The sequence below is a fragment of the Caproiciproducens galactitolivorans genome (assembly GCF_029266045.1).
In the GTDB taxonomy this organism is placed as follows: Bacteria; Bacillota; Clostridia; order Oscillospirales; family Acutalibacteraceae; genus Caproiciproducens; species Caproiciproducens galactitolivorans.
The window spans coordinates 336,291-355,373 of sequence record NZ_JAJUFJ010000001.1; the positions used below are offsets into that span (position 1 = coordinate 336,291).

At 47.9% G+C, this 19,083-nt stretch carries 17 protein-coding genes; 3 read left to right on the top strand and 14 right to left on the bottom strand.

Annotated elements, in window-relative coordinates; genetic code table 11:
- Positions 1-10 precede the first annotated feature (10 nt).
- Both P9B68_RS01630 and pdaA read right to left on the bottom strand, forming a co-directional pair.
- A complete protein-coding gene (locus tag P9B68_RS01630) occupies positions 11-232 on the bottom strand; it encodes a hypothetical protein (RefSeq protein ID WP_277668339.1) in 222 nt (73 codons plus the stop codon).
- Positions 233-334: 102 nt separating this feature from the next.
- A complete protein-coding gene (gene pdaA, locus P9B68_RS01635; protein ID WP_407932246.1) occupies positions 335-1,141 on the bottom strand; it encodes a delta-lactam-biosynthetic de-N-acetylase in 807 nt (268 codons plus the stop codon).
- An 814-nt stretch (positions 1,142-1,955) separates the two neighbouring features.
- Here pdaA and P9B68_RS01640 point away from each other — a divergent pair.
- Positions 1,956-2,147, top strand: a complete 192-nt coding sequence (locus tag P9B68_RS01640; RefSeq protein WP_243112905.1) for a hypothetical protein — start codon at positions 1,956-1,958, stop codon at positions 2,145-2,147.
- Between the two features lie 201 nt (positions 2,148-2,348).
- On the opposite strand, the gene P9B68_RS01645 is transcribed toward P9B68_RS01640, so the two are convergent.
- From P9B68_RS01645 to P9B68_RS01660, 4 genes are all read right to left on the bottom strand, one after another.
- A complete protein-coding gene (locus P9B68_RS01645) occupies positions 2,349-3,569 on the bottom strand; it encodes an aspartate kinase (protein ID WP_135657220.1) in 1,221 nt (406 codons plus the stop codon).
- A 29-nt stretch (positions 3,570-3,598) separates the two neighbouring features.
- Positions 3,599-4,495 (bottom strand): homoserine kinase, encoded by an 897-nt coding sequence (gene thrB / locus P9B68_RS01650; RefSeq protein WP_135657218.1) that lies wholly within the window; start codon positions 4,493-4,495, stop codon positions 3,599-3,601.
- Between the two features lie 24 nt (positions 4,496-4,519).
- Entirely contained in the window at positions 4,520-5,764 is a 1,245-nt protein-coding gene (locus P9B68_RS01655; protein ID WP_135657216.1) for a homoserine dehydrogenase, read from the bottom strand.
- 149 nt (positions 5,765-5,913) lie between these two features.
- A complete protein-coding gene (locus P9B68_RS01660) occupies positions 5,914-8,244 on the bottom strand; it encodes a transglycosylase domain-containing protein (RefSeq protein WP_135657214.1) in 2,331 nt (776 codons plus the stop codon).
- 92 nt (positions 8,245-8,336) lie between these two features.
- Here P9B68_RS01660 and P9B68_RS01665 point away from each other — a divergent pair, with 92 nt between their 5' ends.
- A complete protein-coding gene (locus P9B68_RS01665; RefSeq protein ID WP_135657212.1) occupies positions 8,337-8,714 on the top strand; it encodes a BofC C-terminal domain-containing protein in 378 nt (125 codons plus the stop codon).
- 152 nt (positions 8,715-8,866) lie between these two features.
- Positions 8,867-9,508, top strand: coding sequence for a uridine kinase (udk, locus tag P9B68_RS01670; protein ID WP_135657209.1), 642 nt, complete (start codon positions 8,867-8,869; stop codon positions 9,506-9,508).
- Between the two features lie 158 nt (positions 9,509-9,666).
- On the opposite strand, the gene leuS is transcribed toward udk, so the two are convergent.
- From leuS to smc, 8 genes are read right to left on the bottom strand one after another with little or no spacing between them, the layout of a single operon-like run.
- On the bottom strand, positions 9,667-12,075 hold the full coding sequence (leuS, locus tag P9B68_RS01675; protein ID WP_135657206.1) for a leucine--tRNA ligase: 2,409 nt from the start codon (positions 12,073-12,075) through the stop codon (positions 9,667-9,669).
- 27 nt (positions 12,076-12,102) lie between these two features.
- Entirely contained in the window at positions 12,103-12,456 is a 354-nt protein-coding gene (gene rsfS / locus P9B68_RS01680) for a ribosome silencing factor (protein ID WP_135657204.1), read from the bottom strand.
- Between the two features lie 23 nt (positions 12,457-12,479).
- Entirely contained in the window at positions 12,480-13,052 is a 573-nt protein-coding gene (yqeK, locus tag P9B68_RS01685; protein WP_135657201.1) for a bis(5'-nucleosyl)-tetraphosphatase (symmetrical) YqeK, read from the bottom strand.
- A gap of 1 nt (position 13,053) precedes the next feature.
- Complete coding sequence (gene nadD, locus P9B68_RS01690) at positions 13,054-13,659, bottom strand: nicotinate-nucleotide adenylyltransferase (protein ID WP_135657199.1); 606 nt, start codon at positions 13,657-13,659, stop codon at positions 13,054-13,056.
- 4 nt (positions 13,660-13,663) lie between these two features.
- Positions 13,664-13,984: a ribosome assembly RNA-binding protein YhbY gene (gene yhbY, locus P9B68_RS01695; protein ID WP_135657197.1), complete on the bottom strand. Its 321-nt coding sequence runs from the start codon at positions 13,982-13,984 to the stop codon at positions 13,664-13,666.
- A complete protein-coding gene (locus tag P9B68_RS01700; protein ID WP_277668340.1) occupies positions 13,981-14,568 on the bottom strand; it encodes an XTP/dITP diphosphatase in 588 nt (195 codons plus the stop codon). Before P9B68_RS01700 ends, yhbY begins: the two co-directional genes overlap by 4 nt.
- Positions 14,569-15,486 (bottom strand): signal recognition particle-docking protein FtsY, encoded by a 918-nt coding sequence (ftsY, locus tag P9B68_RS01705; RefSeq protein ID WP_135657193.1) that lies wholly within the window; start codon positions 15,484-15,486, stop codon positions 14,569-14,571.
- 21 nt (positions 15,487-15,507) lie between these two features.
- Positions 15,508-19,080, bottom strand: coding sequence for a chromosome segregation protein SMC (gene smc / locus P9B68_RS01710; RefSeq protein WP_277668341.1), 3,573 nt, complete (start codon positions 19,078-19,080; stop codon positions 15,508-15,510).
- Between the last annotated feature and the right edge of the window lie 3 nt (positions 19,081-19,083).

Sequence of the window (19,083 nt, forward strand, 5' to 3'; positions counted from 1 at the left end):
TTAAAATTGGTTAATTTTTATTTTTTAAAAACTGATTGAGATAGTTTACAAGGCGTCCGGCAATTTCAGCATCCAACTGAATACTGAGCGGACAAAGATCCAAGCCGCGCTCCTGCCCCGCTTTATATACCCACATTGAGAAATATTCATCATTGTACTGAACATCCATAACCGTTCTGCTGTTCATCCGAATTTCCCGGTCACATTTGCGTATATCCATGATTCTGGCCATTTTCCCCACTCCTTTTTATTGATTACCATTATAATTTACAATTCCATATTTTACAATACAAGGCACTCGCCCGGATTTCCGTGCCGGTGCTTTCCGGCTTTATCACCCGGCCAGTTCGTGCAAGGTTCCAAAGGTATACCCCATCGCTTCCCACTTGGAAAGCAACTCATCCAAGATTTCCGAATTGGTTTTGGACGTGCTATGAAGCAGCACAACCGCGCCCGGATGAATCCGCGGTAGAAGCTTATTAAAGGCCTGCTCCTTTGTAGGCTGCTTATCCCTGTACCAATCCACATAGGCAAGGCTCCAGAAGATCGTTTTATACCCAAGTTTATTGGCTTGCTTCAAATTATCAACGCTGTATTTCCCTTGGGGAGGCCGATAATATTTCTGCATATCCTTTCCGATAATTTCCTTGAATTTGATTTCCACGGCGGATATTTCCTTTTTAAACGCCTCCATATCCGATATTTTCGACATATCCGGATGCGTATTGGTATGATTCCCTACAATATGGCCCTCCGCAATCATCCGTTTCACCAAATCCGGGCTTGTATTGAGATAATTTCCCACGACAAAAAAGGCCGACTTCACGTTGTGCTTTTTCAGAACGTCCAAAATTGCCGGCGTATACCCGGCTTCATAGCCGGCGTCAAATGTCAGATAGATCACTTTTTTGTCTGCCGAACCTACAAAATATGCGTTATATTGCTTCAAAAAATCGGACGAAGCATTCCCCGTAGGCTGTTTTCCATTTTCGCTATAACCAAGCCCCCAGTTCGTATTCGCAGCTAAGGTTTCCACGGTAGCCGTCGTCTGCGGACGGTTAAACCTTATCACCACTGCCAAAAGTAGGACAAAGCACACCAACACAATTGCTATTTGTTTTTTCCCAATTGTAATGTACACGTATCCAACACCTGCCTTTGTAGTAAATATATTATTAAGCCGTATAGAATATCAGCGTATTTTTTTATTTCAGTATTTTAAATAAAACCGCCCGTGACGTTCTGTTTCGAAACAAAATAATGAAGCCGGGTTTAAACTGCGGTATACGCGCTTTGCGGTGGCTCTTGGCAGCGGGCTCTTTGGCAATAATGAGTTAATATCAAGTCTAATCTCTCAAATTGACAAGCTCCCTCTTCCACACATATCATGTATTACCCCTTTATTTTCAACAGGAGGTGATAAAAGATATGTGTTGGAATCGTTGCCGCCGCTGCGGATGGTGCAGGTACTGCGGCTGGTTTGGTCAATCCGGATGCTGTGGGTTCTTTAACTGCCGCCGTTGGTTCGGCTGCTGCAATCGACGGGGATGCCAAAACCGGTGCCGTTGCTGTTGGTTCTAATGATAAGGGCTTCGTATTCTGCTGTTTAGCGGATTACGGAGCCTTCCTGCAGAAAAATTTCCATAAATTGTCACACGTTTGTTCACATAATCTTCACATTCCTTGTTTATAGTTGAATCATTCCATTCACACGCGTCACCGTGCAGGTAATAATCCTGCACAATGAAATCACTTTTGAGAAAACCGCCCAGCAATGGGCGGTTTTTCATTTCCAGTATTACATTTGCAAAACGATTACAGAATTTGTGCTTTCGCGGCTTTTGCCTGCGGCTTGAGCTGCTGTTTTTTACTACTTGACATTCCAATGCACGATATTGACAGTTTCAAATCCATGGTCATACTATGGGACATCACACATGAAAGGAATGTCCCATATGAGTCTAACCTGTTATACAAACTCTTCCGATATTGCCGCTGCCAGCAGCAATAATTGTGAAAGCAAGGGCTGCGGCGTGGAAAGCGCAAGGGCATTAAAACGGATTCTTGGTTTGCTAGATAATCTCAACAATGATGACTTGCGCTTACTGGAAGACATCATTGAAAGGCTTCTTTGCAGCAGAAAATGAAATTAAACTCTTTCTTCTGCCCAACCTACCACCCTGTGACAGGGCGGTAGGTTGTTTTTAACTACTTGAAAAGCGTATTTGTTTCCTTAAAATATTCCTGACAGGACGTTTTGAGAAGCTGCAAAAACAAACGAAAAAAAGCATGCAAAAGAATCTCAGTTCATGAAATTCCCTTACATGCCATTCGTCATTTACAGGTAATCAAACATCGATTGCTTCGCTGAAGAATTTGTTGTGAACCGCCGTAACAGCCTTGTCTGCATCGCAGCGGTCAATCAAAACAGAAATCTTAATTTCACTCGTCGCAATCATCTGAATATTGATATTGGCCTCATACAGCGCTTCAAACATTTCGGCGGCTGTGCCGGGATGCGTTTCCATTCCTGCGCCGACAATGGAGACCTTGGCCACATTTTCATCGTATACCACACTGTTCGCGCCGATGAGTTCCACATACGGGTTGAGGATGTCGATGGTTTCTTTCAGGTTTGCCTGGCTGACCGTAAAGCTGATATCTTTTGTACCGTTTCTGCCCACGGATTGAAGAATAATATCGACATTAATATTTTTCGCAGAGAGTTTTGAGAAAATTTTGAAAGCGAGGCCCGGACGATCCGGAACACCAATAATTGAAACACGGGCGACGTCGTCGTCCTTTGCGATACCGCTGATAAGCATTTTTTCCACTTTTGTTGCCTCCTTAACGATTGTGCCTGGTTTTTTTGTCAAACTGGAAAGAACTTCAAGCTGGATACCGTATTTCTTTGCCATTTCAACGGAACGATTATTAAGCACCTGCGCTCCAAGCGTCGCCAGCTCCAGCATTTCGTCGTATGAAATATGATCAAGCTTTCTTGCATTTTTCACTTTACGAGGATCGGCTGTAAAAACTCCTTCCACATCCGTATAAATCTGACATAGATCCGCTTTCATTACCGCTGCGATTGCAACCGCGCTGGTGTCCGAACCACCGCGCCCCAGCGTCGTCATATCATTATAGCGGTTAATGCCCTGGAATCCTGTTACAACCACAATATTTCTCTTATCAAGTTCCTTTTGAATACGATCCGGCACTACGCGTTTAATCCTTGCGCTGCCATATGCCGAACTGGTATAAAAACCAGCCTGCCATCCCAAAAGCGACACAACCGGATATCCCAGCTTTTCAATCGCCATCGCCAAAAGGGAAGCCGAAATCTGTTCGCCTGAAGTCAGTAGCATATCCATTTCTCGCTTTGATGCATTGGGATTAATCTCGTTTGCCTTTTCAATTAAATCGTCCGTTGTGTCGCCCTGAGCGGAGACAACCACAATCACGTTGTTCCCCTGTGAATAGGTCTTTGTAACAATATCCGCCACATTATATAGCCGCTCGGCATTTGCAACGGAAGTGCCGCCAAATTTCTGTACTATTAGACTCATTAGGTTCCATCTCCCATATCAATTAAGAATTATTCAATGGATATCTGCGCTCCGTCGGAATCGGTGGCCAATACCTTAATCTGCCAGCCGGTAATCCCCTTTTCCTCCAGATGGTTTGCCGCATATTTCGCAAATACATCTGTATCCGCCGCATCAATCATCGAAACAATGGTGGGCCCCGCCCCGCTGACGTAGGTTCCCAGCGAACCGAGTTCGTAGCTCAGGCGAAAAACGTCGTCCAAATGGTCGATCAGGCTTGCCCTGTAGGGCTGGTGGATTTTATCCTGAACCGCTACACGCAGGTTTTCAAGCTTTCCGGAAAACAGAGAGGCCGCCATGAGCGCGGATCGGGAAAGATTGTATACCGCGTCGCTCCGCGAATACTCCTGCGGAAGAACGGAGCGTGCTTTTTCTGTTTTCAATTCAAAGGGTGGAATAAAAATCGCAAACCGGATTTTTTCCGAAACAGGAACACTTACGCTGTAAACCCTGCCCGCTTCCATAGCCGAGGCGGCAAGCCCGCCTTCAATAGCGGGGGTCGTGTTGTCCGGATGCCCCTCGATTGCAGCGGCTAGGTTGATCAGTTCCTGTTGCGAAAGAGGGCTTCCCAAAAGGCGGTTCGCGCCCAGAATGCCCGCAACAATACATGCCGAGCTGCTTCCAAGGCCGCGCGCCATCGGAATATTATTCAACTGTACGATTTTGAGTCCGGGAAGTTTCCTCCCGCATTTTTCGTAAACCTGTTTTGCCGCCCAGTAAATCAGATTGCTGTCATCGGTTGGTATTTCAATAGTATCCTTGCTGGAAATATCAATGGTATCGGATTCTTCCATCCAAACCTGATTATATAAATTCAAAGCTATTCCCAGCGAGTCAAATCCGGAACCAAGATTTGCGCTGGTTGCCGGCACTTGAATTCTTATCATTTCATCAACATCCTATATTTGAATTTATAAGTTTCCTATGCGGATTGTATTCTCCACACAAATTCCCATTGATTTCAATTTTTCCAGCTTTGTCAGGATTTCTTCTTCCTTCATGCTGTTGGTTACAAACGCAAATTCCCCGTTTTCCGCGTTTTTACGTGAAAGCCGCGTGACTTCGCCGAAAATCTGCTTGACATTTTTCAGAGCGACCGCTTCGTCTTCGGTTTTCGCACGAACATACATGGAAATTACATTGAGGCGGTAATCCTCAACATAATCCTCGGAACCGTCCTCCCAATACAGATATTTTCTTGCCTTAAAATGCTTCACGCAGTCAATAACATCCGCTACGACAGCGCTTGCAGTCGGAAGCTTGCCGGCTCCCTTGCCATAAAACACAACGTCGCCGGTGGAGTCTCCGCGCACCATTATGCCGTTAAATACGTCGTCCACCGTAGCAAGCTGGCTTTCCCTTGGAATAAACATCGGGCAAACAATAATTTGCAGTTTTCCATTTTCCAACGCGCGAACCTGCCCGATCAGCTTGACCACACCGCCCCACGCCGCTGCATATTCCACATCTGCCAGCGCGATTTTGGTAATGCCCTCCGTGTGCACCTGCTCCGGGTAAACGTGCTTCCCATACGCCAGGGAAGCAAGGATACAAATTTTGCGGCAGGCGTCGGAACCCTCGATATCCGCAGCGGGATTGCGCTCCGCATAGCCAAGCTTTTGCGCCAGAGCCAAAGCGTCCTCAAAGGTCATCTGTTCGCGGATCATTTTCGTCAGTATAAAATTGGTCGTACCGTTCAGAATACCTGCAATTTCCACTACATCATTTGCAGCAAGGCATTGGCTGATCGGCCGGATAATCGGAATACCGCCGCCGACGCTTGCTTCAAACAGGAAGTTCAGGTTGTTTTTCTGTGCAATTTTCAGTAGCTCGGCACCTTTTGCAGCAACAAGCTCTTTATTCGAGGTAACAACGCTCTTCCCCGCTTCTAGACAGGCTTTCACATATTCAAAGGAAGGATGGAGTCCGCCCATCACTTCTACCACAATCTTAACCTCGGGATCATTAAGAATGGTCTCAAAAGATTTTGTAAATTTACTTCCAAACGGGCTTCCGGGGAAATCCCGCAAGTCCAGTATATATTTAATGCTGATTTCTTCTTTCGCTCGTCTTGCAATATTTTCCGAGTGATTGGTCAATACTTCCACCACACCGGAGCCAACTACGCCATACCCCATTACTGCTATTTTTACCATATGTAGCACCTCCTGTTATTTCCACTTAAATTTAAAAATTGTAATAAGCACTTTAACAGTTTACCATGAATTAGCGCAACATTCAACTTGCAAATTAAACGAAATGCAGATGCCTTAAAGAAGGCATCCGCATAAGTTTGTCAGAAATTTTATCCAGCCGGAACAATTGAATGCGTGGTACGTTCATTCTGCGTTTGCTGCTCCTTACGGGAATTAGGCGGGGAGGACGCTCGAGAGTCCTCATTCGGAACAGAATTTTGTGATCCTTCCGGAGGAACTGAATCGTCGCCGGGATCGGACAGATTTTCCTGTTCGCCATTGGAACTTGATTCATTCGAAAGTGATGTATATGCAGAACCGACTCCCGCATGGACACCATCACAAGTTGCAGGCATATTATTCTTGTCATACCACCCAAGCTGTGTATCCCCATCCGAATGAGGATTTGCAAGCAAACCGGTTTTCGTGCAGAAATAAGCGGACACGACATTGGGATCATAGGTAAATTTCACTTTGGGCTTATTCTGCAAATATTTCGACATAATCTTTTTCCATGTCGATACTGCATAGGTCGTATTTGTAAGATGCTTAGGCGTCAGATAGCCTGTCCAGATACCAGCTACCGCATAGGGTGTGCCGCCGATAAACCAACTGTCTTTTTCGTCATTGGTAGTACCGGTCTTTCCAAAAACTTCCCAGCCGCTGATTGCCGCCCCGCGCCCGGTACCGTGCGCACCGGTTACAACATTATTTAAAAGCCGATGCATAATCGAAGCGGTTGTTGAACGAATTGCCTGCGTGGGAATTTGCCCCCGATTATCAAGGATGACGTTTCCGTCATGGTCATCCACATGATAAAAGGTATAAGGCTTATAGTATTTCCCACCGTTTCCAAACATTGCAAATCCCGACGTCATTTCGCGCACGGTCACACCTTCGCTGAGACCGCCTACGGCCATTGGCGCACGGTCGTTATCGGCAGGGACAAGGCTTGTAAAGGATAATTTGTCCCTCAAAAAATTATAGCTGACATTTGGCGTAATCGCAGACCCGATCTGAGCGGCAGAAGCATTCAGGGAGCGTTCCAACGCCCACGTCAAAGGTATTTTTCCCCAGTATTTTCCGCTGGTATTGCCCGGGCCCCAGTTTTTTGGGCCGGGCCTGCCGTCACTGAACCAGTTCGGTAGCGGACTGTCATTCACCAAGGAGGAAAAGGTATATTTTCCCGATTCGATCGCCGGGCTGTAAACAGCCAAAGGCTTAATGGTAGAACCGGGCTGCCTTTTGGAGGTTGTTGCAAGGTTAAGAAGGCGGTTGCTCTTCTTTTCGCCCCTCGAACCAATGGCAGCCAACACCCGCCCGTTATAATCCATCGCGATATAACCGGCCTGAAGCTTTTTATCGCTGCCAAAAACATTATCGGATTTTAGAACTTCCTCCGCAGCCGCCTGCATATCCGGATCCATTGCAGCGTAAATCTTTAATCCGTCATGATACAGCATGTCCACCGCCTTTTCGCTGGAACAGTTGTAATGCTCCATCAAGGCCTCTTTTACGTCTTCAAACAGGGTGTCGACATACCAGTTCCAGATCGGGACATTATTCACGACATTCTCGGATTTCTTTCCTACAAACGTCATATGCTCCGATTTTTTCATAGCCGTCTGGTATTCCGTATCGGTAATCTGTCCCTGATCGTGCATTTCTTTTAATACCGTCTGCTGACGCTCTTTATTCAGTTCCGGGTGAACAAGCGGTGAATATTTGGACGGATTTTGCGTAATGCCGGCTATCGCAGCACATTCCGCAATATCACAGTCCTGAATATTCTTTCCAAAATACAGATTCGCTGCGGACTGCACTCCGTTGCAGCCGCTTCCGAAATTAACAATATTCAGATAAGCGGTGAGGATTTCCTCTTTCGAATACTTCTTTTCCAGATTCAGCGCGCGGAAAATTTCCTTAACCTTACGGGTAAGGCTCACGTCCTTATCCCCGGTAACGTTTTTGATAAGTTGCTGGGTAATGGTGGAGCCGCCGTAGCTGCTCCCTTTTGAAAACAGGGTTGTAACTGCGCCTAAGGTTCGTTTCCAGTCGACACCTCTATGCTCCCAGAAACGCTTGTCCTCAATGGCAACAATCGCATCCTTCATCGCCTTCGGAATCTTGTCATAGTTCACCCATACACGGTTTTCGTTGCTGTAAAGGCTCTGATACTGCACCGGATGAGCGCTGTCGTCACCCGGGCCGTTTACATAAATAAAACTGGTATAGTTCAGTTGCAATTTACGCAGATCATAATCCATCGTTTCATTTTTCAAGCTGAAAATAAATGAAAAAAGCGAAATGGAAACAATCAGGCCGGTAATGAATACTATGGTGAAAATTGTAAGAAGGCTTTTGGAAACGATTCTGCCGATTGATTTCGATGCGCCGCTTCCGTGTGAACCAGCGTACTTATTAATATCGGTTTTTCTCATCGGCCCCACCTTTTCGGGAAAAATTTCTTAAATATAACTAAGAAGTGAATAGATTTCCATATTTTTCAAATAATACCTAAGAGGTGATCCATTTGAAAAAGAACTGGATTGTGCTGCTGTGCGCTGTTATTATAATGATTGCTGGACTGGCAATCGTTTTTTCACAGAACCATATATCTGGTACACCTGTGACGTCAAGCTCAGATATATTAGATAATTCTACCCCAAAAGCGCCATCAAGTCAAGGAAGCAGCGAAATTATAACCATGACAAGCAAGAGCGACGTATATATTGTTAAAGAATACAAGGGGCATATCGGCATATTTTTTAACGATGAAAGCAAGCCCTATGAGGAAATACAGGTGGATGTATCCTCCCTTCCGGAAGCGGATCGCAAGCTCTTAAAGGAAGGGATAAAAGTTACGGATACCGACCGTCTCAACAGCATTATTGAAGACTATGAAAGTTAGCAGTAAAAAAGGCTTTTCAATACTTGTTAAACGGGGTTTTGAAAAGTCTTTATCTCTGCGGCAAATATTCGCAGAAGAATCATGATTTTCGGTTTTTGTGATAAAGTTTTTAATTATAAATATTTTATGAACATATAATTCGGGAGGCAGCTATGGAATATTCACCCTTAGTAATCGGTGTTGCGGGCGGCACCGGTTCCGGAAAAACGACGCTCGCAACAAAGCTCAAGCAGGGAATCGCCGGTAATGTCATTATCTTATCGCATGATTTCTATTATCGTGCCAACACGGATATTCCATATGAGCAGCGTATAAAAATGAATTATGACCATCCCGATGCTTTTGAAACCGAATTGCTGGTTGAAGACATCAAAAAGCTGAAAAACGGAAAACCAATTGACCATCCGCAATATTCTTTTGTTACGTACACTCGCACGAACGAGACCGTACATGTGGAACCGGCGGAAGTAATTATCGTTGAGGGTATCTTGATTTTTGAAAACAAGGACCTGCTCGATTTAATGGATATCAAAGTGTTTGTCGATACGGATGCCGACATCCGTCTGATCCGGCGTCTCTCCCGCGACGTCAAAACACGCGGAAGAACCCTTGATTCTGTTATTACACAATACATAAAGACCGTAAAGCCCATGCATGAGCAATTTGTTGAACCCTATAAAAAGAAAGCGGATATCATCATTCCCCGCGGCGGACAGAATCTCGTTGCGCTCCATATGCTTATTGACCGTATTAATGCACTTATCAAACAGAAACACGGGGATCTATCGGAATAATAATCTATCAAAAGTCTTACCTATGCGCCGCGGCGTCTTTTCGCCGGCGGCAATTTTATTGTTGGGGCATTGCAAGAAATTGCTTTTAGGAACTTGAAAACGGACATAATAAAATCGGCACCGGCTTTTAACCGGTGTCGATTTTTTTATTTCTTCATTTATTTTGCTACGATATTAACCAATTTGCCCGGAACATAAATTTCCTTAACAATCTTTTTGCCGCTAATTTCTGCGGCGATTTTTTCTTCTGCCTTTGCCGCAGAAAGAGCCGCGTCTTTCTCGATGTCTGCCGCAACACTCAAGTGCGCACGCACCTTGCCATTCACCTGAACAGCAATCTCAATGGTGTCTTCTACGCATTTTGCCTCATCGTACTTCGACCACTCCTGCTGGCAAACCATTCCGCTCCCGAGCTGCAACGTTTCCCAAATTTCCTCCGTTACATGCGGGGCAAAGGGATTCAAAAGGATGGTATAAATCTTCAGTTCATCCGAAGTAATGGAACCTGCGTCAGAAATATCATTCATCAAAGCCATCAGCGCTGCGATCGCGGTATTAAATTTCAGGGCTTCGATATCTTCGCCGACTTTTTTGATCGTCTTATTGAAAGCGATTTCCAGGCTTTTGCGCACGCCCTTTTCATCGGTAAGTATGTTCTGCAAATTCCAGTAACGCTCCAAAAAGCGGCGGCAGCCTTTAATTCCCGCAGAACTCCACGGCGCCGCTTTTTCAAAGTCGCCGATAAACATTTCATAGAGGCGCATGGTATCCGCGCCGTAGGTGTCCACAATTTCGTCCGGGTTTACAACGTTTCCGCGGGATTTGCTCATCTTTTCCCCATTTTCGCCCAGAATCATCCCATGGCTTGTACGTTTCGCATACGGTTCCGGCGTCGGAACTTCGCCGATATCGTAGAGGAACTTATGCCAGAAACGGCTGTAAAGTAGGTGGAGTGTGGTATGTTCCATTCCGCCGTTATACCAGTCAACCGGCGTCCAGTACTTTAAAGCGTCCTTTCCGGCAAACGCCTCGCTGTTGTGCGGATCCATATAGCGCAAGAAATACCAAGATGAACCGGCCCACTGCGGCATGGTGTCCGTTTCGCGCTTTGCCTTACCGCCGCAGTGCGGGCAAGTCGTATTTACCCAATCCGTCATGCAGGCAAGCGGCGATTCGCCGTTATCGGTTGGCTCGTAGGATTTCACTTCCGGAAGCTTCAGCGGAAGCTCGCTTTCCGGCAACGGAACATACCCGCATTTTTCGCAGTAAACAATCGGAATCGGTTCGCCCCAGTAGCGCTGGCGGGAGAACACCCAGTCACGAAGCTTGAAATTCACTTTCGAATGGCCGATTTCCTTTTCCGTCAGATATTCGATAATCTTTTTCTTCGCTTCTTCCACTGTCAAGCCGTCAAGGATACCGGAATTCACCATTACCCCGGTTGCGCAGTCGGTGAAGGCTTCCTTCTGCACATCACCGCCTTTTACAACCTCAATAATCGGAAGGCCGAATTTCTTCGCAAATTCCCAGTCGCGGGTATCGTGAGCCGGAACAGCCATAATCGCGCCCGTTCCGTAGGAAACAAGGACATAATCGGAAATGAAAATCGGAATTTCCCTCCCCGTTACCGGGTTGATGGCCGAAACGCCATCCAGGCGCACACCTGTCTTGTCCTTCGCCACTTCGGTGCGTTCAAAATCGGATTTTCTGGCGGCCTCCGCCTGATAAGCCCGGATTTCCTCCATATTGCGGAGCTTGTCCGCCCACTTTTCAAGCATGGGATGCTCCGGTGAAACAACCATGTAGGTCACGCCGTAAAGCGTGTCGGGCCGGGTTGTGTAAACCGTAAGCTTGTCGCCCGTAGTGGTACGGAAATCGACCTCTGCGCCTGTGGAACGCCCGATCCAGTTAATCTGCTGCGCTTTCACGCGTTCGGGATAATCAACAAGGTCAAGGTCGTCGATCAAGCGCTGGGCGTATTCGGTAATTTTAAGCATCCACTGGGACTTTACCTTGCGGATCACTTCGCTTCCGCAACGCTCGCAAACGCCGTTGACCACTTCTTCATTGGCGAGCACACATTTGCAGGAAGTGCACCAGTTGACCGCCATTTCTTTCTTATAGGCAAGGCCGCGCTTAAAAAGCTGGAGGAAAATCCACTGGGTCCATTTATAATATTCGGGATCCGTCGTGTTGATTTCACGTGACCAGTCAAAAGAAATGCCGAGGGATTGAAGCTGCTGCTTAAAGCGGGCAATATTTTTCTTCGTTACCTCCGCCGGGTGCACATGGTTTTTAATTGCAAAATTTTCTGTCGGCAGGCCAAACGCGTCCCAGCCGATCGGATAAAGGACGTTATACCCCTGCATGCGGCGTTTCCGCGCGATGATATCAAGAGCAGTATAGGAACGCGGATGGCCGACATGCAGCCCCTGCCCGGAAGGATAGGGGAATTCGACCAGCGCGTAATACTTTGGTTTATCGGAGTTGTTGGAGGCATGGAAAACACCGGATTGTTCCCATTTTTCCTGCCACTTTTTCTCAATGGGTTTATGGTCGTATTTCATTTTTACTTTCGCTCCTGTTCATTTCGATCATTTCTGAATATCGGAAATATCTACGATTTCCCCATCCTGCCACAAGCGGTCAAGGTTGTAAAATTCACGTGCGTCGGACGTAAAGACATGAATGATAACACTGCCATAGTCCAAAAGCACCCAGGAATTGGAACGGTAGCCTTCGACATGGTCCGGGCTTTTGCCAAGCTGTTTAAGCTGAAACTCGATCTCGTCCGCAAGGGATTTTACGTGGGTGCTACTTGTTCCGGTCGCCAGTACAAAATAATCAGCCAATACGGAGATATCTTTAATACTGATAATTTTCAGGTCAATCGCTTTTTTGTCATCTAGGATTTTTGCAGCCTTTTTCGCAAGTTCAAGTGGCGTCATACTCATCAACCTAACCTTTCCTATCAGTTTTGTTGTAAATTCAGTATTGCATGGTTATACGCGTCAATGGTATCCGGATGAATCGGTTTTCCAGCCTGAACCAAATCCTTAATGGTAAAGGTAAGCCCGTCAACCACAGCCTGATCCAAGCTTATGGCGGCAGCCTTCCGCAATTCCTCAACTCCATCATAATCACGGTCTGCAGAGATAAAATCGGCCACAAAAACGATCTTGTCCATGATTGTCATTTGCCCCCGCCCCGTCGTGTGATACCGTATCGCGTTCAATATTTCTGTATCAGAAATATGTAACTCATTTTCAATATAAGTCGCTCCGAGCATGGCATGCCACAGTTTTTGCGCGCTGCGCTCCACGTCGGTAAGTAAAATGTGATAACGCATCATCATTTTTAGCTGTTCATCCGGGGGTATATCCTTCATAATATCATGAAGAATCCCGGCAGTTTCCGCTTTCTGTTCATTTGCGTCGTAAATCTTTGCCAGACGAACCGCCTCATCACAAACGCAAAGCGAATGTTCATAACGCTTTTGGCTTAAAAATGGCTTTATAATTGCTTCATAATCCGTTCTATTCATTTTACCGCTCCAAATACAACTTGTTCTTTATGATATATTTAGCCACCAACGGCGGTACAAGCCCCGCTATGCTCTGACCGTTTTTTACAGCGTCGCGGACCATCGTTGATGAGATCGGAAGATATTCGATATTTTGTATGACTGTTTTCGCACCCTTCTGTTTCAGCCGGCGTGCATACCGCAGGAGCGGCGCAAGGCCGTTCGGGCTGCGCGGCGCGGCGCAAAGCACGGCAAGCTGAAAAATGGTTTCGGGCTCGTGCCACTGCTCGAAGGTGAGAAACATATCCTCCCCCGTTATCAGATACAGCTCGGAATCCGGGTACAGCGCCTTCAGCTCGCGCAGGGTATCTGAGGTATAGCTTTTGCCCCGCCTGCAAATTTCCATCCCGCAGGCTTCGAATACTTTGCTTTCTTCCGCCGCAAGGCGGCACATTTGAAGCCGGTCTTCGGCCGGCGCAAGGTTCGGTGCCTGCTTGTGCGGCGGCTGATAGGTGGGTATCAGGAAAACCCTGTCAACACCAAGCCGCTGTGCATACTGCCTTGCAATATGCAGATGGCCGTTATGGATCGGGTTGAAGGTTCCGCCCAGCACAGCTATCTTTTGCATAGTTTCACCCTATATCATATTCCTTTTTGGGGACTTTGGGAAGCGTAATTTTGGGATTCTTTTCATTTTTACGGTATAAAACGAATTTCGCGCCGATTACCTGTACCACTTCCGCATTTGTCCGCCTGGCAATCTGCTCGGCAACTTCCCGCACGGGCACGGGAGAAGTTTCCAAGACCTTTGCTTTTATAATTTCGCGTGCGGTTAATGCATCGTCCGCTTGTTTGATAACATCCTCGCCGACGCCAGATTTTCCAATCATCAATATGGTATCCAGTTCGTTTGCAAGGGAGCGAAGGTAAGCACGCTGTTTACTTGTAATCATCGGTAAATTTCCTTTCTTTTTTCCAGTTCGGCAGCAAATGCACGAAGTGCCTTGCCCCGGTGGCTGATTTGATCTTTTTCCTGTGCGCCGAGCTGTGCAAAGGATTTTCCGTCCACCAGAAAAACCGGATCGTAACCGAACCCGCCGTTTCCAACAGGCTCGAACGCTATTTTCCCCTGGCACTCCCCTTCCGCGGTAATTTTCGTACCGTCCGGGAATACACAGCAAATAGAACAGACAAACTTTGCCTTGCGCGCCTGCTCCGGAACGCCTCTCAACGCGTCCAACAGCTTCTCAATACGATCCATATCGCTTGCGTTTGCTCCGGCGTAACGGGCGGAATAAACGCCGGGCGCACCGTTCAATGCGTCCACCATTAGGCCGGAATCGTCCGCCACAGCCGGCAAACCGGTTTTGCGGCACGCCGCCTCTGCCTTTAAATACGCATTCTGCGCAAAGGTTTTTCCGGTCTCCTCTACTTCGTCAAACTGTACGGCGGATACGGAAATATGCAGCGGAGCCAGTATGCGCTCCAGTTCCTTCAACTTGTTTTGATTATGGGAAGCGAGTACAAATGTGGTCATTCAGTCCTCCTGTCTGGCAAAAAGGGCTTCGGCAAATTCATCCGAATTGAACGGCTGAAGGTCGTCCACCTGTTCGCCCACGCCAATAAATTTCACCGGAATTCCAAGGCTTTCACGTATGGCAAGCACAACGCCACCGCGCGCGGTTCCGTCAAGCTTCGTAAGTACAATACCGGTAATCCCTGCCGCCGCCTGAAATTCACGGGCCTGGCTCACAGCGTTTTGGCCTGTGGTTGCATCAAGGACGAGAAGGACTTCCTTATCGGCATCGGGCAGTTCCCGGTCGATTATACGCCTGATTTTCGCAAGTTCGTCCATCAGGTTCTTTTTATTATGAAGGCGGCCGGCTGTGTCGCAAATGATGACATCCGCGTTTCTCGCCTTTGCTGCGGCAATGGTATCAAACACAACAGAAGCAGGGTCGCTACCCTCTGCCTGCTTAATCATATCGGTACCGGAGCGTTCTGCCCATACTTCCAATTGCTCGATTGCGGCGGCGCGAAAAGTATCCGCCGCGCCCAAAATCACCTTTTTCCCGTCCTTTGTCAGGCGGGAAGCGATTTTGCCGATTGTCGTGGTCTTGCCTACACCGTTCACGCCGATTACCAGAATGACGGACGGCTTTGTTCCGATTTGGAGCTCCTCCCCGCCCCGAAGCATTTCCGCTACGGTTTCCCGCAGCATCCCCATAATTTCATTCGGGTCGGTAACGCCTTTTTCTTTTACTTTTTTCCGAAGCTCCTGGCAAATATGCTCCGCTGTGGGAACGCCTACGTCGCCCATAACGAGCAGTTCTTCCAGTTCTTCAAACAGCGATTCGTCAATCGTTGTAAAGGAGTGCAGCATGGACTCCACCGAAGAGCTCATTTTTTCTCTTGTTTTCTTTAATCCTTCTTTTATTTTTGAAAAAAAGCCCATCTTATTTCTCCTTCTTTAATGTTATTCCTTCATGCCGAGTTTTGCTTCGATTTCCGAAATTCGCAATTCAAGCAGCTTGGAGATTCCTTCATCCTGCATAGTCACGCCATACAGCACGTCGGCCTCCTCCATTGTACCGCGGCGGTGAGTAATTGCAATAAACTGCGTATTTTTTGTCATGCGCCGCAGGTAAGCGGCAAACCGGTTGACATTCACATCGTCCAGCGCGGCCTCGATTTCATCCAGAACACAGAACGGCGGCGGTTTTACCTTCATAATAGCGAAATAAAGCGCAATTGCTACCAGCGCTTTTTCCCCGCCGGAAAGGGATTCCAGGTGCGTAATGATTTTGCCCGGAGGCTGAACGGAAATATCAATTCCGCTATTTAAAATATCTTCCGGATCACAGAGCGAAAGCTCCGCGTTGCCGCCGCCGAACAGCTCACGGAAGGTGCTTTTGAAGTTTTCGTTAATCTGCTTAAAACGGGAAAGGAACAGCTCATGCATCTGGTGGGTGAGATCGCCAATCAGCTTTTTCAGCTCTTCGCGGCTCTTTTCCACGTCGGCAACCTGTGCCTTCATAAATTCATAGCGCTCGGAAACCTCTTTGTATTCCTCAACCGCGGCCACATTGACCGTACCCAGCGCCTTGATTTTGCTTTTCAGTTCATTCAGCCGTTTCTGTGCCTGCAGCGGGTTTTCAATTTTCGCGCCGACTTCCTCCGCTTCACGGCGCGTCAATTCATATTCTTCCCATAGGCGGCTGATTATTTCATCATATTCCTTTTGTAGGTTTTCTTTGCGCTCTTCCAAACGGGCAAGTTCATGGCCGATTTTCTCCTTTTCGGCCGATTTCTCATGCTCTTTCGCGCGCAGTTCAACCGACAGGCGTTCATATTCCATGCGTTTCGCGTTCAATTCTTCAATCTGACCGCTGCATTTTTTAGCCGTTTCACGCATATTCTGCGCTTCCTGCCTCAGGCTTTCTATCTGACCGCGAAGCTTGACGCACTCTTCCTGCGCGGCCTTTATTTCTTCCTTTAACGACTGCTCCCTCCCTGCGTGATCAAGCTTGCGGCGTTCAATATCCGCAATTGCCGCGCGCAGGGACTCCACGTCTTTCTCTGCGGACAAACAGGCCATCCGGATTTCCTGCAGCCGGGCGTTCAGCTCATCCACCGTTCGGTTCAATCCGCTGCGGCTGCCGCTGATTTTATCCAGCTCCGCCTGCAAGAAAGCCTGCTTCCGGGAAATTTCCTCCTCCCGTGCCTGTGCGTCTGTCTGCGCTTCCCGTTGGCCGTTAAGCCGGAGTGTCGCAGCCTTTTCTTCTTCCTGCAATGCAAGGAGGTCGTTGCGGACGGCGGTTAAATCCGCAGCCGTCCTGCCGCGTTCCGCGTCCATTTTGAAACGTTCCTCCTGCGCTGTGGCTAGCTCACCCTTTGAAGCGGAAAGCGACGCTTCGGCAGCGGAAACCTCTTCCGTTGCGGATTTGAGAGCCGCCGCAGCTTCCTGCGCCTTCGCCTGAAGTTCGGCAGCCTGCGCTTTCATCCGCTCGATCTCCGAAGCACGGCTGAGAAGGCCGGCATTTTTCACAAGCGAACCGCCCGTCAGCGAGCCGCCCGCGTTGACAACCTGCCCGTCCAACGTGACAATCCGGAAACGATACCCATAACGTTTTGCCATGGCAACGGCGCTGTCCAAATCCTCCGCAACGGCGATGCGCCCCAGAAGGGAATTCAAAATATCCTTATATTTTTCATCGCAGCCGCACAGGCTGACCGCAGTTCCAATATAGCCCGGACATTCTTCAAGTCCCGTCTCTTGCAGCTCCCTGCCGCGGATTGTGGAAAGCGGAAGAAAGGTTGCACGACCGGAATCGCGTTGCTTTAAAAGTTGGATTGCGCGTTTTGCATCCTGCTCATTGCCGACGACAATGTTCTGCATTGCCGCGCCGAGCGCTGTTTCAATTGCAACCGCGTATTGGTGCGGCACCTTGATTAAGCGAGAAACCGGCCCGTGAATCCCGCTGATCGTACCGCGGCGCGCTTCCTTCATAATCACCTTGACACTTTGGGAGAATCCTTCCAGATTGCGTTCCAACTCTTCGAGAAGATGAGCGCGTCGGGAATGCTCCTGTGCATCCAGATACAGGGCGTCGCTCTGTTTTTTCAGGTCTTCCATTCGTTTGCGGCGTGTTGCAAGCCGCATTTCGTAGCCCTTAACCGAATTCGAAAGCGCATGGATGCGCTCGTCGACTTCGGCAAGCTTCTTTTTCGCTTCTTTTTCCGCATTTTGCAGCTTTTCGGTCTGAAGCTTTTTTGAACGGACGGATTCAGCAATCTGGGAGATTCGGAGCTGGATTTCGGCAATCGAGGAAACAGCGGTCATTTTCGCAACCTTTGCTTCGGTTGCCTGCGCGGTAAGTTTAGCAATCTGACGCGTGTAATCGTCGATCTTTTCCGCTGTTTCGCTCATATTCTTCCGGATTTGCTCAATTTGTTCTTCAAACTTTTTTGCCTGTGCCGCCTGATCGTTTATGTATTGGCTTTTTTCTTCAATATGCCTGTTTTTTTCAAGAATATCCCGGTCCATATCCTGGCCGGAAAGATTGCTTTGCTCGATTTCCCTTCGGATTCGCTCAATGTTTTCGTTGTGATGAAGGATATCGTTCTGCAAAACGGAAGCTTCTCCGTCTTTTTTTGCGGCGCTTTCTTCCAATTGCGCCGCTTGCTGGCGAATTTCATCCATCCTTGCGGTGCACTCGCCCGATTTCCTGTAATTTTCTTCAATCTGCCGGTCGATATCGTCCAGTTCCTGCTCGGACGTTTCGTGCTGGTTTCTGGCAATGAGGATTTTATCCTCATGCTCCCGCAGAATCTGACCGAATTTTTTAAGCGTATTGAGCCACAGCCCAATTTCCAGCGTGCGTTTTTCTCCGGCCCATTCCAGATATTGTTCCGCTTTTTCCGCCTGCTCCTTTAGCGGTCCCACTCGGCTTTCCAGCTCGGACAGAATGTCGTTCAACCGGAGCAGGTTTTCCTGCGCCTGGTTCAGTTTGCGCTCCGATTCTTCCTTTCTGTAACGAAAACGGGAAATCCCCGCGGCTTCTTCGAATATTTCGCGGCGGTCTTCGGAACGCGCGGCAACGATACTGTCAATTTTGCCCTGTCCAATAATCGAATACCCATCGCACCCCAAACCGGTATCCATGAACAGCTCGTTAATATCCTTCAGCCGTACTGCGGCCTTATTGATTAAGTATTCGCTGTCGCCCGAGCGGTAGTAGCGGCGGGTAATCGCCACGCTGTCGCCATCGAATGGAAGCTGGCGAAGGGTATTATCGATATTCAGCGTAACTTCGGCAAATCCCTGCGCTTTGCGTGTAGGCGTCCCATTGAAAATAACGTCCTCCATTTTTGTGCAACGAAGTACCCGGGTGGACTGTTCGCCAAAAACCCAGCGCACCGCGTCGCTGATATTGCTTTTTCCGCTGCCGTTCGGGCCAACGACCACGGTTATTCCTTTGTCAAAGCTGAGCGTCGTTTTATCCGGAAATGTTTTAAAACCCTGAATTTCCAGTGACTTCAGCAGCATATA